The 13,139-nt window shown below is 46.1% G+C and carries 21 protein-coding genes; 8 read left to right on the top strand and 13 right to left on the bottom strand.

From position 1 onward, the window contains the following. Window positions 1-96 precede the first annotated feature (96 nt). A complete protein-coding gene (locus QUD05_RS16795; protein ID WP_289797066.1) occupies window positions 97-1,005 on the bottom strand; it encodes a hypothetical protein in 909 nt (302 codons plus the stop codon). 390 nt (window positions 1,006-1,395) lie between these two features. Then, window positions 1,396-1,641 (bottom strand): hypothetical protein, encoded by a 246-nt coding sequence (locus QUD05_RS16790; protein WP_289797065.1) that lies wholly within the window; start codon window positions 1,639-1,641, stop codon window positions 1,396-1,398. A gap of 218 nt (window positions 1,642-1,859) precedes the next feature. Between QUD05_RS16790 and QUD05_RS16785 the strand changes: the two genes are divergently transcribed. The 5 genes from QUD05_RS16785 to QUD05_RS16765 all read left to right on the top strand — a co-directional run bounded on the left by QUD05_RS16785 (window position 1,860) and on the right by QUD05_RS16765 (window position 4,849). Next, window positions 1,860-2,903 (top strand): hypothetical protein, encoded by a 1,044-nt coding sequence (locus QUD05_RS16785; RefSeq protein WP_289797064.1) that lies wholly within the window; start codon window positions 1,860-1,862, stop codon window positions 2,901-2,903. 125 nt (window positions 2,904-3,028) lie between these two features. Next, complete coding sequence (locus QUD05_RS16780; protein ID WP_289797063.1) at window positions 3,029-3,256, top strand: hypothetical protein; 228 nt, start codon at window positions 3,029-3,031, stop codon at window positions 3,254-3,256. 77 nt (window positions 3,257-3,333) lie between these two features. Further along, on the top strand, window positions 3,334-3,912 hold the full coding sequence (locus QUD05_RS16775; protein ID WP_289797062.1) for a hypothetical protein: 579 nt from the start codon (window positions 3,334-3,336) through the stop codon (window positions 3,910-3,912). After that, window positions 3,909-4,607, top strand: coding sequence for an ERF family protein (locus QUD05_RS16770; protein ID WP_289797061.1), 699 nt, complete (start codon window positions 3,909-3,911; stop codon window positions 4,605-4,607). Before QUD05_RS16775 ends, QUD05_RS16770 begins: the two co-directional genes overlap by 4 nt. Beyond that, window positions 4,607-4,849, top strand: a complete 243-nt coding sequence (locus QUD05_RS16765) for a hypothetical protein (RefSeq protein ID WP_289797060.1) — start codon at window positions 4,607-4,609, stop codon at window positions 4,847-4,849. Before QUD05_RS16770 ends, QUD05_RS16765 begins: the two co-directional genes overlap by 1 nt. Before the next feature lie 48 nt (window positions 4,850-4,897). Here the strand turns inward: QUD05_RS16765 and QUD05_RS16760 are convergent, their stop codons facing one another. The 9 genes from QUD05_RS16760 to QUD05_RS16720 all read right to left on the bottom strand — a co-directional run bounded on the left by QUD05_RS16760 (window position 4,898) and on the right by QUD05_RS16720 (window position 9,895). Continuing rightward, on the bottom strand, window positions 4,898-6,346 hold the full coding sequence (locus QUD05_RS16760) for a hypothetical protein (RefSeq protein WP_289797059.1): 1,449 nt from the start codon (window positions 6,344-6,346) through the stop codon (window positions 4,898-4,900). After that, a complete protein-coding gene (locus QUD05_RS16755) occupies window positions 6,346-6,762 on the bottom strand; it encodes a GIY-YIG nuclease family protein (RefSeq protein ID WP_289797058.1) in 417 nt (138 codons plus the stop codon). The genes QUD05_RS16760 and QUD05_RS16755 overlap by 1 nt, the downstream gene beginning before the upstream one ends. Then, a complete protein-coding gene (locus QUD05_RS16750) occupies window positions 6,759-6,995 on the bottom strand; it encodes a hypothetical protein (RefSeq protein ID WP_289797057.1) in 237 nt (78 codons plus the stop codon). The genes QUD05_RS16755 and QUD05_RS16750 overlap by 4 nt, the downstream gene beginning before the upstream one ends. 34 nt (window positions 6,996-7,029) lie before the next feature. Beyond that, on the bottom strand, window positions 7,030-7,713 hold the full coding sequence (locus tag QUD05_RS16745) for a hypothetical protein (protein ID WP_289797056.1): 684 nt from the start codon (window positions 7,711-7,713) through the stop codon (window positions 7,030-7,032). Next, complete coding sequence (locus QUD05_RS16740) at window positions 7,688-7,837, bottom strand: hypothetical protein (protein ID WP_289797055.1); 150 nt, start codon at window positions 7,835-7,837, stop codon at window positions 7,688-7,690. The genes QUD05_RS16745 and QUD05_RS16740 overlap by 26 nt, the downstream gene beginning before the upstream one ends. Before the next feature lie 2 nt (window positions 7,838-7,839). Beyond that, window positions 7,840-8,304, bottom strand: coding sequence for a hypothetical protein (locus QUD05_RS16735; protein ID WP_289797054.1), 465 nt, complete (start codon window positions 8,302-8,304; stop codon window positions 7,840-7,842). Continuing rightward, window positions 8,301-9,065 carry a hypothetical protein gene (locus QUD05_RS16730; protein ID WP_289797053.1) on the bottom strand — a complete coding sequence of 255 codons (765 nt, stop codon included), beginning with the start codon at window positions 9,063-9,065 and terminating at the stop codon, window positions 8,301-8,303. Before QUD05_RS16730 ends, QUD05_RS16735 begins: the two co-directional genes overlap by 4 nt. Continuing rightward, the gene (locus QUD05_RS16725) at window positions 9,046-9,420 is read right to left on the bottom strand and encodes a hypothetical protein (RefSeq protein ID WP_289797052.1); all 375 of its coding nucleotides are present in this window, start codon (window positions 9,418-9,420) and stop codon (window positions 9,046-9,048) included. The genes QUD05_RS16730 and QUD05_RS16725 overlap by 20 nt, the downstream gene beginning before the upstream one ends. Before the next feature lie 265 nt (window positions 9,421-9,685). Continuing rightward, complete coding sequence (locus QUD05_RS16720; RefSeq protein WP_289797051.1) at window positions 9,686-9,895, bottom strand: hypothetical protein; 210 nt, start codon at window positions 9,893-9,895, stop codon at window positions 9,686-9,688. 163 nt (window positions 9,896-10,058) lie between these two features. Here QUD05_RS16720 and QUD05_RS16715 point away from each other — a divergent pair, with 163 nt between their 5' ends. The 3 genes from QUD05_RS16715 to QUD05_RS16705 all read left to right on the top strand — a co-directional run bounded on the left by QUD05_RS16715 (window position 10,059) and on the right by QUD05_RS16705 (window position 12,091). Further along, on the top strand, window positions 10,059-10,373 hold the full coding sequence (locus tag QUD05_RS16715; RefSeq protein ID WP_289797050.1) for a hypothetical protein: 315 nt from the start codon (window positions 10,059-10,061) through the stop codon (window positions 10,371-10,373). Window positions 10,374-10,452: 79 nt separating this feature from the next. After that, window positions 10,453-11,085 (top strand): hypothetical protein, encoded by a 633-nt coding sequence (locus QUD05_RS16710; RefSeq protein WP_289797049.1) that lies wholly within the window; start codon window positions 10,453-10,455, stop codon window positions 11,083-11,085. A 160-nt stretch (window positions 11,086-11,245) separates the two neighbouring features. After that, window positions 11,246-12,091, top strand: a complete 846-nt coding sequence (locus tag QUD05_RS16705; RefSeq protein WP_289797048.1) for a sigma-70 family RNA polymerase sigma factor — start codon at window positions 11,246-11,248, stop codon at window positions 12,089-12,091. 137 nt (window positions 12,092-12,228) lie between these two features. On the opposite strand, the gene QUD05_RS16700 is transcribed toward QUD05_RS16705, so the two are convergent. Both QUD05_RS16700 and QUD05_RS16695 read right to left on the bottom strand, forming a co-directional pair. Further along, window positions 12,229-12,843 carry a hypothetical protein gene (locus tag QUD05_RS16700; protein WP_289797047.1) on the bottom strand — a complete coding sequence of 205 codons (615 nt, stop codon included), beginning with the start codon at window positions 12,841-12,843 and terminating at the stop codon, window positions 12,229-12,231. Window position 12,844: 1 nt separating this feature from the next. Then, the gene (locus QUD05_RS16695; RefSeq protein ID WP_289797046.1) at window positions 12,845-13,117 is read right to left on the bottom strand and encodes a hypothetical protein; all 273 of its coding nucleotides are present in this window, start codon (window positions 13,115-13,117) and stop codon (window positions 12,845-12,847) included. Window positions 13,118-13,139: the final 22 nt, after the last annotated feature.

Below are 13,139 nucleotides of genomic sequence, written 5' to 3'. Positions count from 1 at the left end.
TTGTAAGGCAGTAGTGTAAAAATCTAAAATGTATTGTCTGCATAGCTTCTAGAAAGTGTAAAAATTCACTGAGCTAATTTTGAGCTAATTTGACAATTATTCTGCTACCGCTTCTTCTGTTTCAGAAGTTTCAGCAACACTTGTAAGTTGTTTGGCTCTCTTCGCCATCAACTTTTTAGCAGCAACTTGAAATTCTCCACGTGTGGGTTTTTCCATATCTGGCGGATAGGAGTTAACAATTTTGGTCAAGTGACGCTTACCCTTGGTGTTTTCCTGGGCGATGTCGCCCAAAATTTCTGCTCTTTTTGACTCGGTGTCACCAGCGAAAGTGAGGTATTTTTCGAGTGTTGGCGTAACACCTCTCTTAAGTGGCTGAAATTCGGGCTTTGACGGTTCTGCGTTGCTCACGCTACCGTTATCAGTTTTAGCTTTTGGCTCTTGCTTACGTCCGTTAGTCTGCTCTTCGGTCAGCAATGTTGCTGCCTCATGCCGCCCCTGCTCCATGCGAAAGTGAATCACTAGTTGAGATGCCGTTTCATGAGCTACTGCCCATGAATCATCGCTCCAGTAAAAGGGTGTGCCCAATGCCTGAAGGCGAAGTCGCAGTTCCTCTTCTGTTTCGCCAGTGATTGAGGTAATCCGATTCCAGGGCACCACGTTGGGCATTTCTTGAGTTGGAGCTAAATCAAACTCTACCGATCTGGAAACTGTTGCTACTGTCATAGCTTCCTCGCTTTTATGTATTTCCTCTGATTTTAGTTCAGCCGCAAGTAACAGGTTGCTGGCAGTGTCGTATATTTTCAGTTTGGAAGTGCCGAGGATGATGGCAGCTTGCTGTATCAAGCTATTGGATTGGGCGATGACAATGTTAGGATCAGCGCCTCGGAAGATGAGGCAGTCTTCATTGACTGTGATATTGAGGTCAGTAAGGACAAAAGTTTGAAATCGAGCAAGCTTTGCCGTATGTAAGCGTTGGGCGTCTTGGGAGTTGTATTCGGTGAGCATGGGAAGGCAGTGCGGTAAGAGGGGGTTTCCCGCATGAGCAACTGCCGTTTAGTTTTCCCCAGTCCAGTGATTCTATCTGGCGGAATCCGCCAGATAGAATTTGGTGCAAAGAGTATCTCCTAACCAGGGCGACTTTTACGTAATGTCTTGCGACTACCCAGCTAGGTACTTGTTTCTCTTGCTTATGTCAGTAGAGGAATAGCGCATGAGTGATGACATTTGCTATTCGCTGTTAGACTGATTATAGTGCATTGCAATTAGAGTGCAATGGTTAATAGATTTAGAAAAATTAACCCGCCTTGTCGTTTGACGAAGGCGGGTCTTCTTTAAGCATTTTTAAAATGCGATCACGCTGCTGCCTGAGAGATTGATTTTCTTCTCTCAGGCTCTCTATTTTTTTAGCGCTTCCTGCTGTTTTTGGAAAAATAGCTGTTCAAGTTCTGTCCGCACTTGCTGTATTTCCTGGCGCATTTCCTGGCGTATTCTGTCAAGCTCGTCGCTTCCATCTTTACTTTCATCGTCAATTCCCAAGGCTGCTGCCAGTAGATCATTGATTATCTGAGAAACGCTTTTGTCAGAGTTCTTGGCTAGCTTTTTGATAGCTGACAAAATTTCTTCTGTCGTGCGAAAAGTCATTTGCTCCGTTAGCTTCATATTTTTTGCATTGCATTACCTTGGCTTGATTATAGCTATATAACTAGGCTTTGGGAATTTTGTCATGCAATTATTGACAATTGCACTGCAAATGCATTACATTAGATTCATGCCACCAAAAAGGCGATCGCTCCAGTCTCGCAAACGTCAGCGAATCGCCCTTTTGGAACCCTAAATACGAACATCAGGTACAAACCATAATGACACACTCAATCTACACTGTTCAACAGCTTCAAGAACTCAAGTTAGGTGAAATCAAAGCGATCGCGTTTTCGTTAGGCGTTGCTCCAGAAGGTGACAAACGCAATAAAGATGTCTGGGCTAATGCGATCGTTGAGTATCAAAAATCGCAGGTTGAAAAGCTATCTGGCGGATTCCGCCAGATAGATGTAAGCGTTGCGGTAGCGAGTATTTTCGAGTCGCAAGATGTTGCTCAGGCTGAACTCGAAGCATTTGTTGAGGAGCAGGCAGAGGAAATTGCGCCCGATTTACAACGATTACAAAACAATCAGCAGGGCTATCAGGACGCTACCAACGGGCTAGAAATGCAATCAATAGATCCTTGCTATCGCAGTGGATACGATCGCGGATTGCGTGATGCTTCCTCAATGCCAAAGCAATGTGACTCGGAAGCGATCGCATTTGAAAAAATCGGGCAGACCATACGCGGGGGTGTATGGGAGGCGGTTGTTGATGACATCCAAATCCTAATTGTTGGAGTTAGTGGCGGCTACAAATCCAACCTTACAGGCGTGCGACTGATAGAAGACTTTGGAGCAATGATTAAAGAGACAATTGTAGCTGTTGCAAAGATACAAGAAAAGCAAAAGTTGGAATCAGCAGTACGTTCCCCACGCGCCCAAGCAATCACTGTGCTTGAACAGCAGGGCGACGAATTTGTGGTGGAGAACTCCACCAACCAAAACCGCTACACTGTCCGCCCAAAGCATCAAGATCCAAACTCACGGTGCGGGTGTGCTGATTGTCGTCATCGAGGGACAAAGTGCAAGCATCAGATAGCAGTAGAGAATTTCCTGAAACCCAGTTTAGTAGAGCAAGCCTCGCTTGAAGAAGACCGGAAAAATCTAATTTTGTATTCTTACGAAAAAAACAGTTTTGTTGCCTACGATGCAGGCGTTGAAGTGCGTCAGGCAACCATAAAAACCTTGCTTGACCAGCAATTCTATCTGATGGACAACGATGATGTTATCGGTGAGTTTCAGATTATCTGCCAAGTAGCTTAATCTACGTTTATTGAAAAGTTTTAGACATCTGCACCCATTGCAGTTGACCACCTAGTTAAATGCGATCGCCCTCTCCGTCAAGAAACAGCGATCACACCTGTCCACCCACACAAGGAATGAACACCATGAAGTTTATCTCAAGTTTCATTGTACTGACAATATCTACCGCTACCTTTGCACCTACTGCGTTAGCGCAGCCAGCCTTTGGCATCGCTTTTTCTCCTATCAAAGACCCAACGCGATTGATTCGGTTAGCCTTGCAAGTGCCTCGCCCATCTGTAGCTGCTCAAACTCCTTCATCTCCGTCCAGCGATGGTGAGGATGTGCCATATAAAGGCGGTGGCAGGCGGTAAGTAAAATTAAGTTTATTGGGAGCGTAAATTGCCCCTAAATTTTCATAAAGCTTGTTCATCCAAAAAAGGGGTAAAAAATGAATTTAGAACAACTGATTGATGAGGTTTATGGCGAGTATCAAGCCAAGATAAAAGCAGAATTTGAGGCGAAAAAGCTTCAAGAGCAACAAGAAATTGAGGAAGCGATCCTTGAATTTCGTTCTGACTTTGATGTGATGATTTCTCCGAACTTACAAAAAGAACTGGGAATCAATATCTGCGCGGTGTACCAGTCACCAGTCTACGTTTTTGCAGAATTTGTATACAAGGGCGAAAAACTAACAATATCTAGATGGGGCGGCAGCTATCAAGATTGGCAACTTCAAAGAAATAGCGATTTCTTGTGTGGTGGCAAGACTGATGGTTTTCTAAATCTCTTGTTAATTGAATTGGGAAAAATCAGGGATTCTGCTGTAGAGCCAGAGCCGGAACAAATGACGCTTGAACAAGCTGCTGGCACTCTCGATGACTGTCTTGCCTTGGCAGAGGATGTTTATGCTCATAGACACGATTTTATCCACAATCCAGAGGAGTTTGGTAGTAGTCTAAAGGCTGCGATTTGCCTTATGAGTAAGTTGTTGGATGAGCTAGCAGAAAGTGAAGGTCAAGCAGGATGAATGAACCAACACCCCAACTTAATGCGGCCCTCGCCAAAGCTAAAGCAGAAATCCCGACTATATTGGCTAACCGCACAGTCAAAATCCTCGCCAAAACAGGCAGGGAAATCAGCTTTACTTATGCAGAACTAGAAGAAATTCTGCCTGCCATTACTCCAATTCTCTCGCAGCATGGAATGGCAGTAGCTCATCAAATGGGCTTCGTGGAAGGTAGGTACTGCCTGATTTCCTCACTCCGCCACGAAAGCGGCGAACAGCTAGAATCGCTGTTTTTGCTACCATCCGACTTTAACGATCCTAAAGATTTGGCGGCAAAAATCAGTTATGGACGCAGATACAGTACTTTGTGCTTGTTAGACGTAACAATAGTGGAGCCAGATAGCCAAGATTGGGAGGAAACCAAGCGCAAGGTTGCCAAAGAGATAAAAATCGAGGCTGGGTTAGCCCAGAAGCCTAGAAAGGATAAAGAAGGCTCTATTTTACACGATATGGCTGGCGTGAGTCCTACCCAGACAATTACCGAACCTCAAGCCAAAAGATTGTGGGCGATCGCACGCAATGAGCTTCACCTTAGTGATGAGGATGTCAGACGAGCAATTGCAAAATTTGGATATGATTCGACGACCGCGATCGCTCCCAACAAATATGATGCAGTTATTCAAGAAATGCGAGATTTAGCAAAGGCGGTTTTTTGATGAAACTTTTAATTCTGGATTTGGATAATACTGTTCGCCGCCCCAAATCAGGGGCAAAATTCATCTCAGATCCTCTCGATCAAGAGATTATTGCTGGATCTCAAAGAGCGATCGCTCACTACAAATCCCAAGGCTGGCTAATAGTTGGGGCTACCAATCAAGGAGCTAATGCTGCAAACATCCCTTTTCTTTGGGCATCGGATTGGTGGGGTTCATCCACGGAAGAAGATTTCCCTTGGTAGAGGTACGCTCCAAGCAGAAAGCGAAATCTTGTTAGGCGGATTGATACATCAGGAGGCGAACTTTTGCAGTAGGTCGTTGCGGTTGTGGAGGGCGATCGCTTCTAGTATCCCCTGCCTCATCCGCTCTTTTTTGTCCAAGGGAACGCCCAAATCCTCAGCAATAAAGCTGTCAAGAGAGTTTTTATTGCTTTGCTGCAACTTCTGGATTAATAGCTCAGTCTGGTTCTTCGCAGGATTGATGAAGGTGCGGGAATCGCGGTCAAAGCCTGAATAATTTTCCATCTTTGGCATTGGTAGCCACTCGTTGATTGCCCCGTGGAAAAGGGCGCGTCCCACAGGGCTGCGCTTGGCTATTTCTTTGATTGCCTCGGAAGTTGGCTTTTTATCTTTGGGTAAAAGTTCAAGGTTGATAACTGACTCGTAGGCGCTCATTTGTTGGGGGTTGATAATCACGTAAGGGTTGAGTTGACTACGCATTCCCCCGCTTATACCCAAATCTGAAGTATCACCGTTTTGAACTGCCATCCAGAAATTTCTGCCATCCCCATCCCCCAAGCTCACAAAATGAGCAATCTTGTTTTTCAGCCAAGCCATCGCTCCTCTAGTGGATTTGAATGAGGAAGCAACAGCTGCGCCTTCATCTAAAAAAAGCAAGCATTCCCCTGGAACTTTCATGTACAAATCAAAACACCCCTTGACCCACGCGACAACCTCGTGGGGTTCCATCTCGATAATTTTTGCCCTTTCTAGATAATCTGCGCGCCCTTCCCAGTAACCCGATTCCTCTGCTTTACCTTTGGGATCGATTACAAATATTTTACGATTAGGATGATATTTTTGTACTGCTGCTAGAGCATTACTAATCACGATCCCCTTACCTGCACCCTGAATGCCGACTATCAGCTGATTTTTTATTGCCTTGCCTACCATCTCACCCATCACATCAAATTCTTGGCGGCTAGGAGGGGTGTAGTAACTGGTATTGGTTTGTGGTACTTGGATTGTGGGAGACGAGATAGCAGCCGCTCCACTTGGTGAGGTAGAGAAAGGGTCTTGTAATCCCAATGCGTTGAGGCTACCACCGACGGTGAGGGAACCCCCTCTCTCGCGCTGCTCAAGAAAATCGAGTGCATCGTTACTCAGTTTGTATTCGCGCTCTGTCGCCCATTGGATTTGTCGCAATACTTCTGCATCCCCTACTTGGCTGCGGAAATCACTAAAGTTATCCCCCTCCAGGATGTGGGCCACACACTTGTAATTATTGATTGCCACCTCATTGCGATTGGCTTGCTTAGTACGCTGCCAAGCTGAATAAAACCCCCAACCGACGACAAGCAACCCCGTGGGAGGGAAGCCAGTAGCGGACGCAGCAAAAAGCCCCAACACTATGCCGCCAATAATCAAGTATTGAGAGCCATTGTCCTCAATGGAATCGCTTGCGATCGCTTGCCACTCCTGGGGTGTCAGTTGGCGTGAGTTGGGGTTAAACGCGGACATTACTTTGTGCGATGAATTGAGGGAGTAGTTTTGAATTGGGGCTGCTGACACTGCTTCAGGAATAGCGGGGATAGCAGCGTGATTAATCCCGCTATCATCAGCAAAAAAGGAATTGGCTTAGGGATAGACACCCTTTGACTTTGCATTTTGTCCATTGCCTTGCACACTTCCTTGATTTGGCGATTATCAAATTCAAACCATTCACCATGCTTGCGAAACGAAGTAAATTTGTGGTGCAAACCTAGCTCAATAGTGTGAGCATCTTCCACAAGAATTGTCTTGGTAGCTATCAGAGGGAAAGGACTTTGACCACCGCTGAGTTCTGTTAGCCGCTGCTCAAAAGGTCTATTGGTGTAACCGATTTTGTAGCGGTTTGTTCCCTTGGCGTTAATTAGGTAAACTGTGCCTTTACTCATCTGCCAATCCTCTTTGACCTTACTCCACAAGTTAATGGACTTGCTTCGGCTGGTACGTGTGGCCAACTTGGATCTGTCTTGAGTTCTTTAGACATCTCTTCACAATTCTTGTCAAACCATTCTCTATTGTCTTCTTCATCATCTACAAACTGTTCTCTGTAATTTTGATCGTTTTCGCCTTTGCCGATGAAGTTAAGAACAATTTCAGTTTTTGAATTCTGATTCCGTGACATTGCTTTAGCCTTAATTTGTAATTGATAAGAAAAATTATCTCGAATGCGATGCTCTCATGAAGTAGGCGATTTCTCCTAGCCAGAAGATAAGGTGGATAATTGCCTCAATTGCGAATAGCGTAACGATGAGCAAGGTGACATTCTTCCAGTCAACTTGTCCCCATTGACCTGAAGCCAAAACAAACATCAACTGTCCAAATCCACCTTTGCATGGGGGATACACCAAAGCACAAAAGCAGAAGTCGATCGCGTAAACGAACAATGCCAAATTCCGCGCAGTGGTCATTGTCAGTGTAGGGAAAGCATTGTACCAACGCTTTAGTGCTGCCAACGCCGGATCGTCGTTTTCCCGAATCTCGAATTTATCAGCAGATTGGGCATTGCTTATTAGCGTCCGCATGAAGGCGCGATCGCGTTTAAGGATGATGGGGAAAACTTCAACAGTCTGCACCACTACCCAAATCACCAGGCCCACTAGCCAGTGCAATGCTGTGCCAACTGTGGCGGCGGCGGGGCCAATTAAGGGCATAGAGTAAATCAATTGGAGTAAGGCTGTATCAGCCGCCGCGCCACTAATAATCATCTTTACTGCTTGGGCATAAGGCTGGATATTTAAATAGGCAAACCAAATCCCGCAAATCACTGCTGCCCAGTACAGAACCCTGATGAAGGTACGGGTGTCTGTACCCCGATTATTCTTGTTTTTTGTCTGGTTCATTTTCTGATAGCAAGCGTCCAAAATCGTAAATAGTAACCGTTGGCTTTGGATCTGGTTGTGGCTGCGGCTCTGGTTGAATTTGTGGGGAACCCAAGCCAATCGCTTCTTTGATGAATTGTTCCATTGCTACAGATTGGGTGAAGAGTACTTAGCTTTTGAGCGTTTCACTACTTTGTCAATCACTGCTTGGTTGCCAGTGAAAGCAATCTCGCCCACCACCTCACCATTGATAATTCTGGCGGTGTTGCCGTAGGCATCGCATACCACTGTCCCCACGGGTAAAGGGGCGTTGCGAACGCGGTCAAAAACTGGTCGCCCTTCGGTTAGGGTTGTGAACTGTCCAGGAGATTTTTTAGCAACCACCAATCGACATCCTTTGTTGTATCGCGCCTCGGCAATTTTGGCGTTTGTCTCTATCTGCTGTTGAGATAGAGTGAGGTTCCATTCTTTGGAAGTATTTTCTTGGGATTTTTGCTGGAGGGAGGCGATCGCACCCCACTGATTTTTCAAGTTGCCCGACGACAGCGCCAGGCACACGCACAACCCAAAGAAAAATACCGATGCCATCGGGTTTCGTTGCAGATATTTCATGAAGCCTGAGCGTTCAAGTTTGTCGAGCAAGACTGGGATAGCAGGGATTTGACGAGTGATTTCGTGTCTGGGATGGTCATCTTCAAACCAGGTGTAATCGACTTTTTTTCGCCTGACACCCCTTCGGGGTTCGGCAGTTGCTCATGGGGGGAACCCCCAAGACCGCACTGCCTCACCTCAGCCAGAAATGCATCGGGGTCAAAATCAGTCGTGGTGTTGGTAACTGTTTTAAGTTCGGTAGCCACTTGGTGATTCGGCTTTAATCCATAATCTTGTGCAATTTGTTGCCTAGTCTGGGGGTTCTGAATCAACTGCATCATGAAGGCAACTTGCTCGGCCGTTTCCTGAGTTGCATCTTGCAAGGATCGGGCTTGCAATTCGCCCTGAACGTCTTTAAATAGCTGATTGGTGAATTGGTGGATGACGGTGGCTTGGGCAATTGTCCGGCCCGCCAGAATCTCTACAAATCCCTTGAACACTTCTTTGGGGATGTCAAGGCGATCGCCTGCCAATTCAACAGCCAAGTCTTCAACTGGCGTGAGACTAGATCCACTTGTAGCTAGAAGCTTTTGCCTGTCAACTGCATCCTGAATAATGCCAAAAATATCTTCCAACTGCTCAACAATCGATTCATCGAATGATTCTGCATTGGGGTCTACTTGTTTATCAATTTCCGCAAGCTTGGACAATGCCTGAATTACTTGCTCAGTGGTGTATTCACCTTCAAAGTTTTGAAATAATTCAGATCGTGTGAACGCCATTCCCTATTCTCCAATTCTCAAATTGCTCTCTAGTTAATTCACTACGCTTTGAGCGCAAATAAACTTTCACTTCCTCGTTACTCATCCTCCTGCCCTCTTCCACGTAGCCGTTTTTCAAAGCGTAAATAGCAGCAAGGATGAAGCGCTGATAGTTATCAAGGTAGCCGTGTCCGGTTTTATATTCAGCAAGTATGGCGATTACAAGGCGGACAATATTTTGCTCCCATCTCCATAAAGTTGTCCGCCCAACTCCTAAACAATCTGCCCATTGCTCCCGACTTAGGAAGTATGGATCAAACTGACTACGCACTCCCGACCGATGGTCAAAAAAATCCCAAATCTCAACTTTGCTCACTGTTCATCTTGTTTCACTGGTAATGTAAGGTCTGAAACAATCACGTTCCACTGTTTAAATTCAATGCCTCAAAATCTCTTTTTCGTGGGTTTTGGTGATGTTTTTAGGTTGGTTGAGATGATTTAAGGTGAATTTATCAAGTGTTAAGTGGAACCTGTTGATTCAATTGTTACTGGAACATGTTTCAGTTGTGTTTCAGCCATACGCTAATTAAAAACCCCACCATAGGGCGGGGTCTAGCGGTTGATTGTCGAGTTATTGTCCGTCAAATTGTCGGAACCAAAAAATCTGGAGGTATGACTCGTCCAACCTGCTGCCAATGAGCGTCTAATAGCCAGCAAGCAAGAAAAATAATCTGCCTTGGGTGATATTCGTTAGAGCAATAGCGCTCTGCGGTGCGGCGATCGCATGTCAAATAAAACGCTAACTGAGTCAATGAAAGATTGTACTTTGTCCTAAGTTCACGGGGATGCATAATGTTAGTTGCTCCTTCTACAGGTAATGTCTGTGGTCGGGGAAGTCGTCTTTCAGTGTCGTCAGCACTGGGAGGCGCATCTCTTTATGCCGATAATACCATCAATCAGAATTAATTGGTTTTATCATGGTATTATTTGGGGCAAAAGTGGGCAAAATAGGCTATGGCAGAAGATAACAGGCTGAGGATTGGTCTGGGAGAAATTTATCGAGATTTGCTGAAGAATGACGCTTTTCAACGCGGTAGTACAGAGACTCAGCAAGCAGATAGCCTGTTGGGAGCCAAGCTGATGGAGCGCGAAAAGCGTATCGTGGAACGCAATAGATATTTGGCATGGAAGCGTGGTATCACACCAGCACAGTTATGGATGGACGTGCTGAGTGGCAGCGCTAAACCGCCGACTGCTGAAGAATTGTCGGAGTTGCGATCGCGCGGTTTAATAGATGAATCTGGGGATGTACCAGGACTGGGCATCTGAAGACAGCGATCGCATAATCCAAATCACACCATTGAACCTAAGCATCTGCTAAGACATTCAAAACTATGAGTGTCCTTTCATGCTCGGTCTACTTGTTCTGGCTAACATTGCCTCATTTATCGCTTTTGTGATTGGCTTAATTAACCCTAAACTTGTACTGCGTGGCGACAAACGTACACGCCTAAAAAGTTCTCTATTGTATTTCGGAGTATTCTTGGCTTCCGGCTTCACTGCTGGCGCACTAGCTCCTAAAAAGTCTGAGCCAATAGCAATAGTTACACCAATCGCAAAGCCCAGAGTTGAGGCAAAACCCACGCCAACACCAAGCCCAGTTCTAACAACTAAAGAAGTCAAGCCAACTCCAACGCCGTCATCTACTCCAACGCCAACAGTTACACCTGCATCCATCGCCTTCGACCCAAGTGTGTGCAAAACAGGTGACTATTTACCAGTTAACGGAGCCAGCACCGCCTTGTACACAACCTGCCAGTATATCAACCTCAATTCGCTTAAACCTGAATCGGTGTCCATTGTGACTTGGAAAAACGGTGACGCCGAAGTAGCAGTACAAGAGTTGCAAGCTGAATCAGGCTTTGAAAAAGTTATGTGGAGAGATTACACTCTCTCTGAAAACCCAAACAAAGATGTGTGCGTTCACTATGTAGACAAATCCGTGTCTTGCTACAAATTCTCCACCGAACCGAACAATTAGCTATCTGGCGGATTCCGCCAGATAGCCTCATGCCTACTCCCGTATTTTCCTCTAGTCAGATAAATTTAAAGCTTTGTAAGCCCAGTATAAATATCATTATCTAAGTCTTTATTGCTACGCCATAACTGTAATGTTGGCGGGGATGGGGTGGGGCAAAAAGATGAAAGAGATATTTGTGCTGTATCACGCGACACGCAGTTTGCTACTGCGAAATCACCTGGTTGAACTTAACATTGGACTAGCCAGGAGAGTTGCCCATCGAATGGTGGTGAGTTGTCAAGAAAGCTACCAAGACTTGCTTGGACTGGCAACAATCGGACTCATTAAAGCAGTGGAACGCTACGACCCCAACCAGAAGTACTTTACATCCTTCGCCCTGCCCTACATCAAAGGCGAAATTCTGCACTTCCTCCGCGACAAAGCTTCCCCTGTAAGAATTTCTCGTGGATTGCACGAAATGAGCGCCAAAATTAAGAAGGCGCGATCGCATTTATCTGCCAGTTTAGGGCATCGTCCTAGTGACGCAGAAGTGGCGCTTTATCTGGGTATCAGCAAGTCCCAAATTGATGAGGCTCTTGGGGCTTCCCGGAATCAAAAATACATCTGGAGCCTTGACTCTAAACTTGATGACACAGACGACCTAACCTTGGGCGATACCCTGGTTGGGCAAGAAGCGCCGATTGACAGGAGTGATGAGATATTAGGGAAGCTGCGTGAGGCGATCGCATCCCTCAATAACCCAGCGATTGACCTTGTTTACCTCAAAGGGAAGCAGCCAAAAGTTGCGGCTATGATGCTGGGTAAAACCGAAGCCCAAATAAATGCCCTGTTGTGGCAGGGCATAGAGGAGTTGTCTAAATTAGAAATTTGCGATTTATCAGAAGCCTCGCTTATCCTCTCTGAGTCTGAGGATCTGAAAAACTTTGAAACCAGCGCTGGATACTTGCTACCTAATGGGATGGCTTTTCTGCACGATTGGCTTTACGGCCAACTTGCTGCTGCTTGAGGATGGCGACGGCGAGAAGTAAGTGAGCAAGTTTCATGGGCTGCTGGAGGAGTAGAGGATGTGGCTAGATTTCCCCAAATTAAATGAGTAATGAGTAATGACTTAGGAGTAATGAGTGATGGATATTTACTTATTACTCATTGCTCATTACTCAGGATTGTGCAAGCCTTCAGGTTGTGATGCGGATTTGACAATTCCCCCCTAATCCTCTCTTCCAAGAGTAAAAGCCAGTCTATATGCTCCATCTGGTTTTGCCAGGAAAGTTTGGTTTTTTTCTGGATGTGAATCAGTGAGAGCGGCGCTAACGCCACCCCCGCAACTGCGCGACGGGGTGCGAGTTCTGACAGTGCAAAACTTTGGGTGAACCCCTGAAGATCGCAATCCCAAATACCAATAGGGCTGCTGTCACCATTGCGCCAGACACGCCAGACTGCAAAACGGTGCGTGAGTGCAGAATTATATTGATTGTCATGCGATCGCAACCGGAAAGCGGTTCCGTTGAACTCCCCAGCCATCTCTGCTTGCAAAGCGGGGAGATAGTCGAGGGTGATGAGGTAATCGCACTCGCCGTGTATTGAAGTGATTCTGTAGGTGCTAAGTCCGCCTGGGGTGGTGCGCTCGATTCGCAGTACGGCGCAGTGTTTCCCGTACCAGCTTTTGATAATTTTTGGGGAGGCGCGACGTTTTTTCTTGCCCTGGAAATGGAAAAGCTTTGCGATCCATCGCTGTAGTCGGGAGAGCCATGTTTCCACATCACTCGCGCCCCTTGGTCAAAAAGTGTCCCAAAGCCAGGGCAATGGTGTCTGTGGGCAATCCTAAAATTGCGGCAATCAGAGCTACGCAAGGATAGAAAATTTGGGCATTGAGTTCGCGGGATGCGATCGCAAATTCAAAGTCTCCAGGCTTATTGGTTTTGAAGGAAATGTCTATCGATTGCCCCACAAGCAAGGCAGTCAAAATGGAGGCGAACAGGTATGAGTATCCCTTGCCAATTCGAGAATCTTTGGGGGTTGGAGGGGAAGTCATAGAAGGGATACTGCACTACCTC

Origin of the sequence: Nostoc sp. GT001, assembly GCF_030382115.1 — a bacterium.
Lineage (GTDB): Bacteria > Cyanobacteriota > Cyanobacteriia > Cyanobacteriales > Nostocaceae > Nostoc.
This window is presented reverse-complemented; position numbering and strand designations above follow the sequence as displayed.

Excerpts from the sequence above, each read along its gene's own strand:
- QUD05_RS16795 (WP_289797066.1), bottom strand. The coding sequence starts at position 1,005 with ATGCTCACCGAATACAACTCCCAAGACGCCCAACGCTTACATACGGCA.
- QUD05_RS16790 (WP_289797065.1), bottom strand. The coding sequence starts at position 1,641 with ATGACTTTTCGCACGACAGAAGAAATTTTGTCAGCTATCAAAAAGCTA.
- QUD05_RS16785 (WP_289797064.1), top strand. The coding sequence starts at position 1,860 with ATGACACACTCAATCTACACTGTTCAACAGCTTCAAGAACTCAAGTTA.
- QUD05_RS16780 (WP_289797063.1), top strand. The coding sequence starts at position 3,029 with ATGAAGTTTATCTCAAGTTTCATTGTACTGACAATATCTACCGCTACC.
- QUD05_RS16775 (WP_289797062.1), top strand. The coding sequence starts at position 3,334 with ATGAATTTAGAACAACTGATTGATGAGGTTTATGGCGAGTATCAAGCC.
- QUD05_RS16770 (WP_289797061.1), top strand. The coding sequence starts at position 3,909 with ATGAATGAACCAACACCCCAACTTAATGCGGCCCTCGCCAAAGCTAAA.
- QUD05_RS16765 (WP_289797060.1), top strand. The coding sequence starts at position 4,607 with ATGAAACTTTTAATTCTGGATTTGGATAATACTGTTCGCCGCCCCAAA.
- QUD05_RS16760 (WP_289797059.1), bottom strand. The coding sequence starts at position 6,346 with ATGTCCGCGTTTAACCCCAACTCACGCCAACTGACACCCCAGGAGTGG.
- QUD05_RS16755 (WP_289797058.1), bottom strand. The coding sequence starts at position 6,762 with ATGAGTAAAGGCACAGTTTACCTAATTAACGCCAAGGGAACAAACCGC.
- QUD05_RS16750 (WP_289797057.1), bottom strand. The coding sequence starts at position 6,995 with ATGTCACGGAATCAGAATTCAAAAACTGAAATTGTTCTTAACTTCATC.
- QUD05_RS16745 (WP_289797056.1), bottom strand. The coding sequence starts at position 7,713 with ATGAACCAGACAAAAAACAAGAATAATCGGGGTACAGACACCCGTACC.
- QUD05_RS16740 (WP_289797055.1), bottom strand. The coding sequence starts at position 7,837 with ATGGAACAATTCATCAAAGAAGCGATTGGCTTGGGTTCCCCACAAATT.
- QUD05_RS16735 (WP_289797054.1), bottom strand. The coding sequence starts at position 8,304 with ATGAAATATCTGCAACGAAACCCGATGGCATCGGTATTTTTCTTTGGG.
- QUD05_RS16730 (WP_289797053.1), bottom strand. The coding sequence starts at position 9,065 with ATGGCGTTCACACGATCTGAATTATTTCAAAACTTTGAAGGTGAATAC.
- QUD05_RS16720 (WP_289797051.1), bottom strand. The coding sequence starts at position 9,895 with ATGCATCCCCGTGAACTTAGGACAAAGTACAATCTTTCATTGACTCAG.
- QUD05_RS16715 (WP_289797050.1), top strand. The coding sequence starts at position 10,059 with ATGGCAGAAGATAACAGGCTGAGGATTGGTCTGGGAGAAATTTATCGA.
- QUD05_RS16710 (WP_289797049.1), top strand. The coding sequence starts at position 10,453 with ATGCTCGGTCTACTTGTTCTGGCTAACATTGCCTCATTTATCGCTTTT.
- QUD05_RS16705 (WP_289797048.1), top strand. The coding sequence starts at position 11,246 with ATGAAAGAGATATTTGTGCTGTATCACGCGACACGCAGTTTGCTACTG.
- QUD05_RS16695 (WP_289797046.1), bottom strand. The coding sequence starts at position 13,117 with ATGACTTCCCCTCCAACCCCCAAAGATTCTCGAATTGGCAAGGGATAC.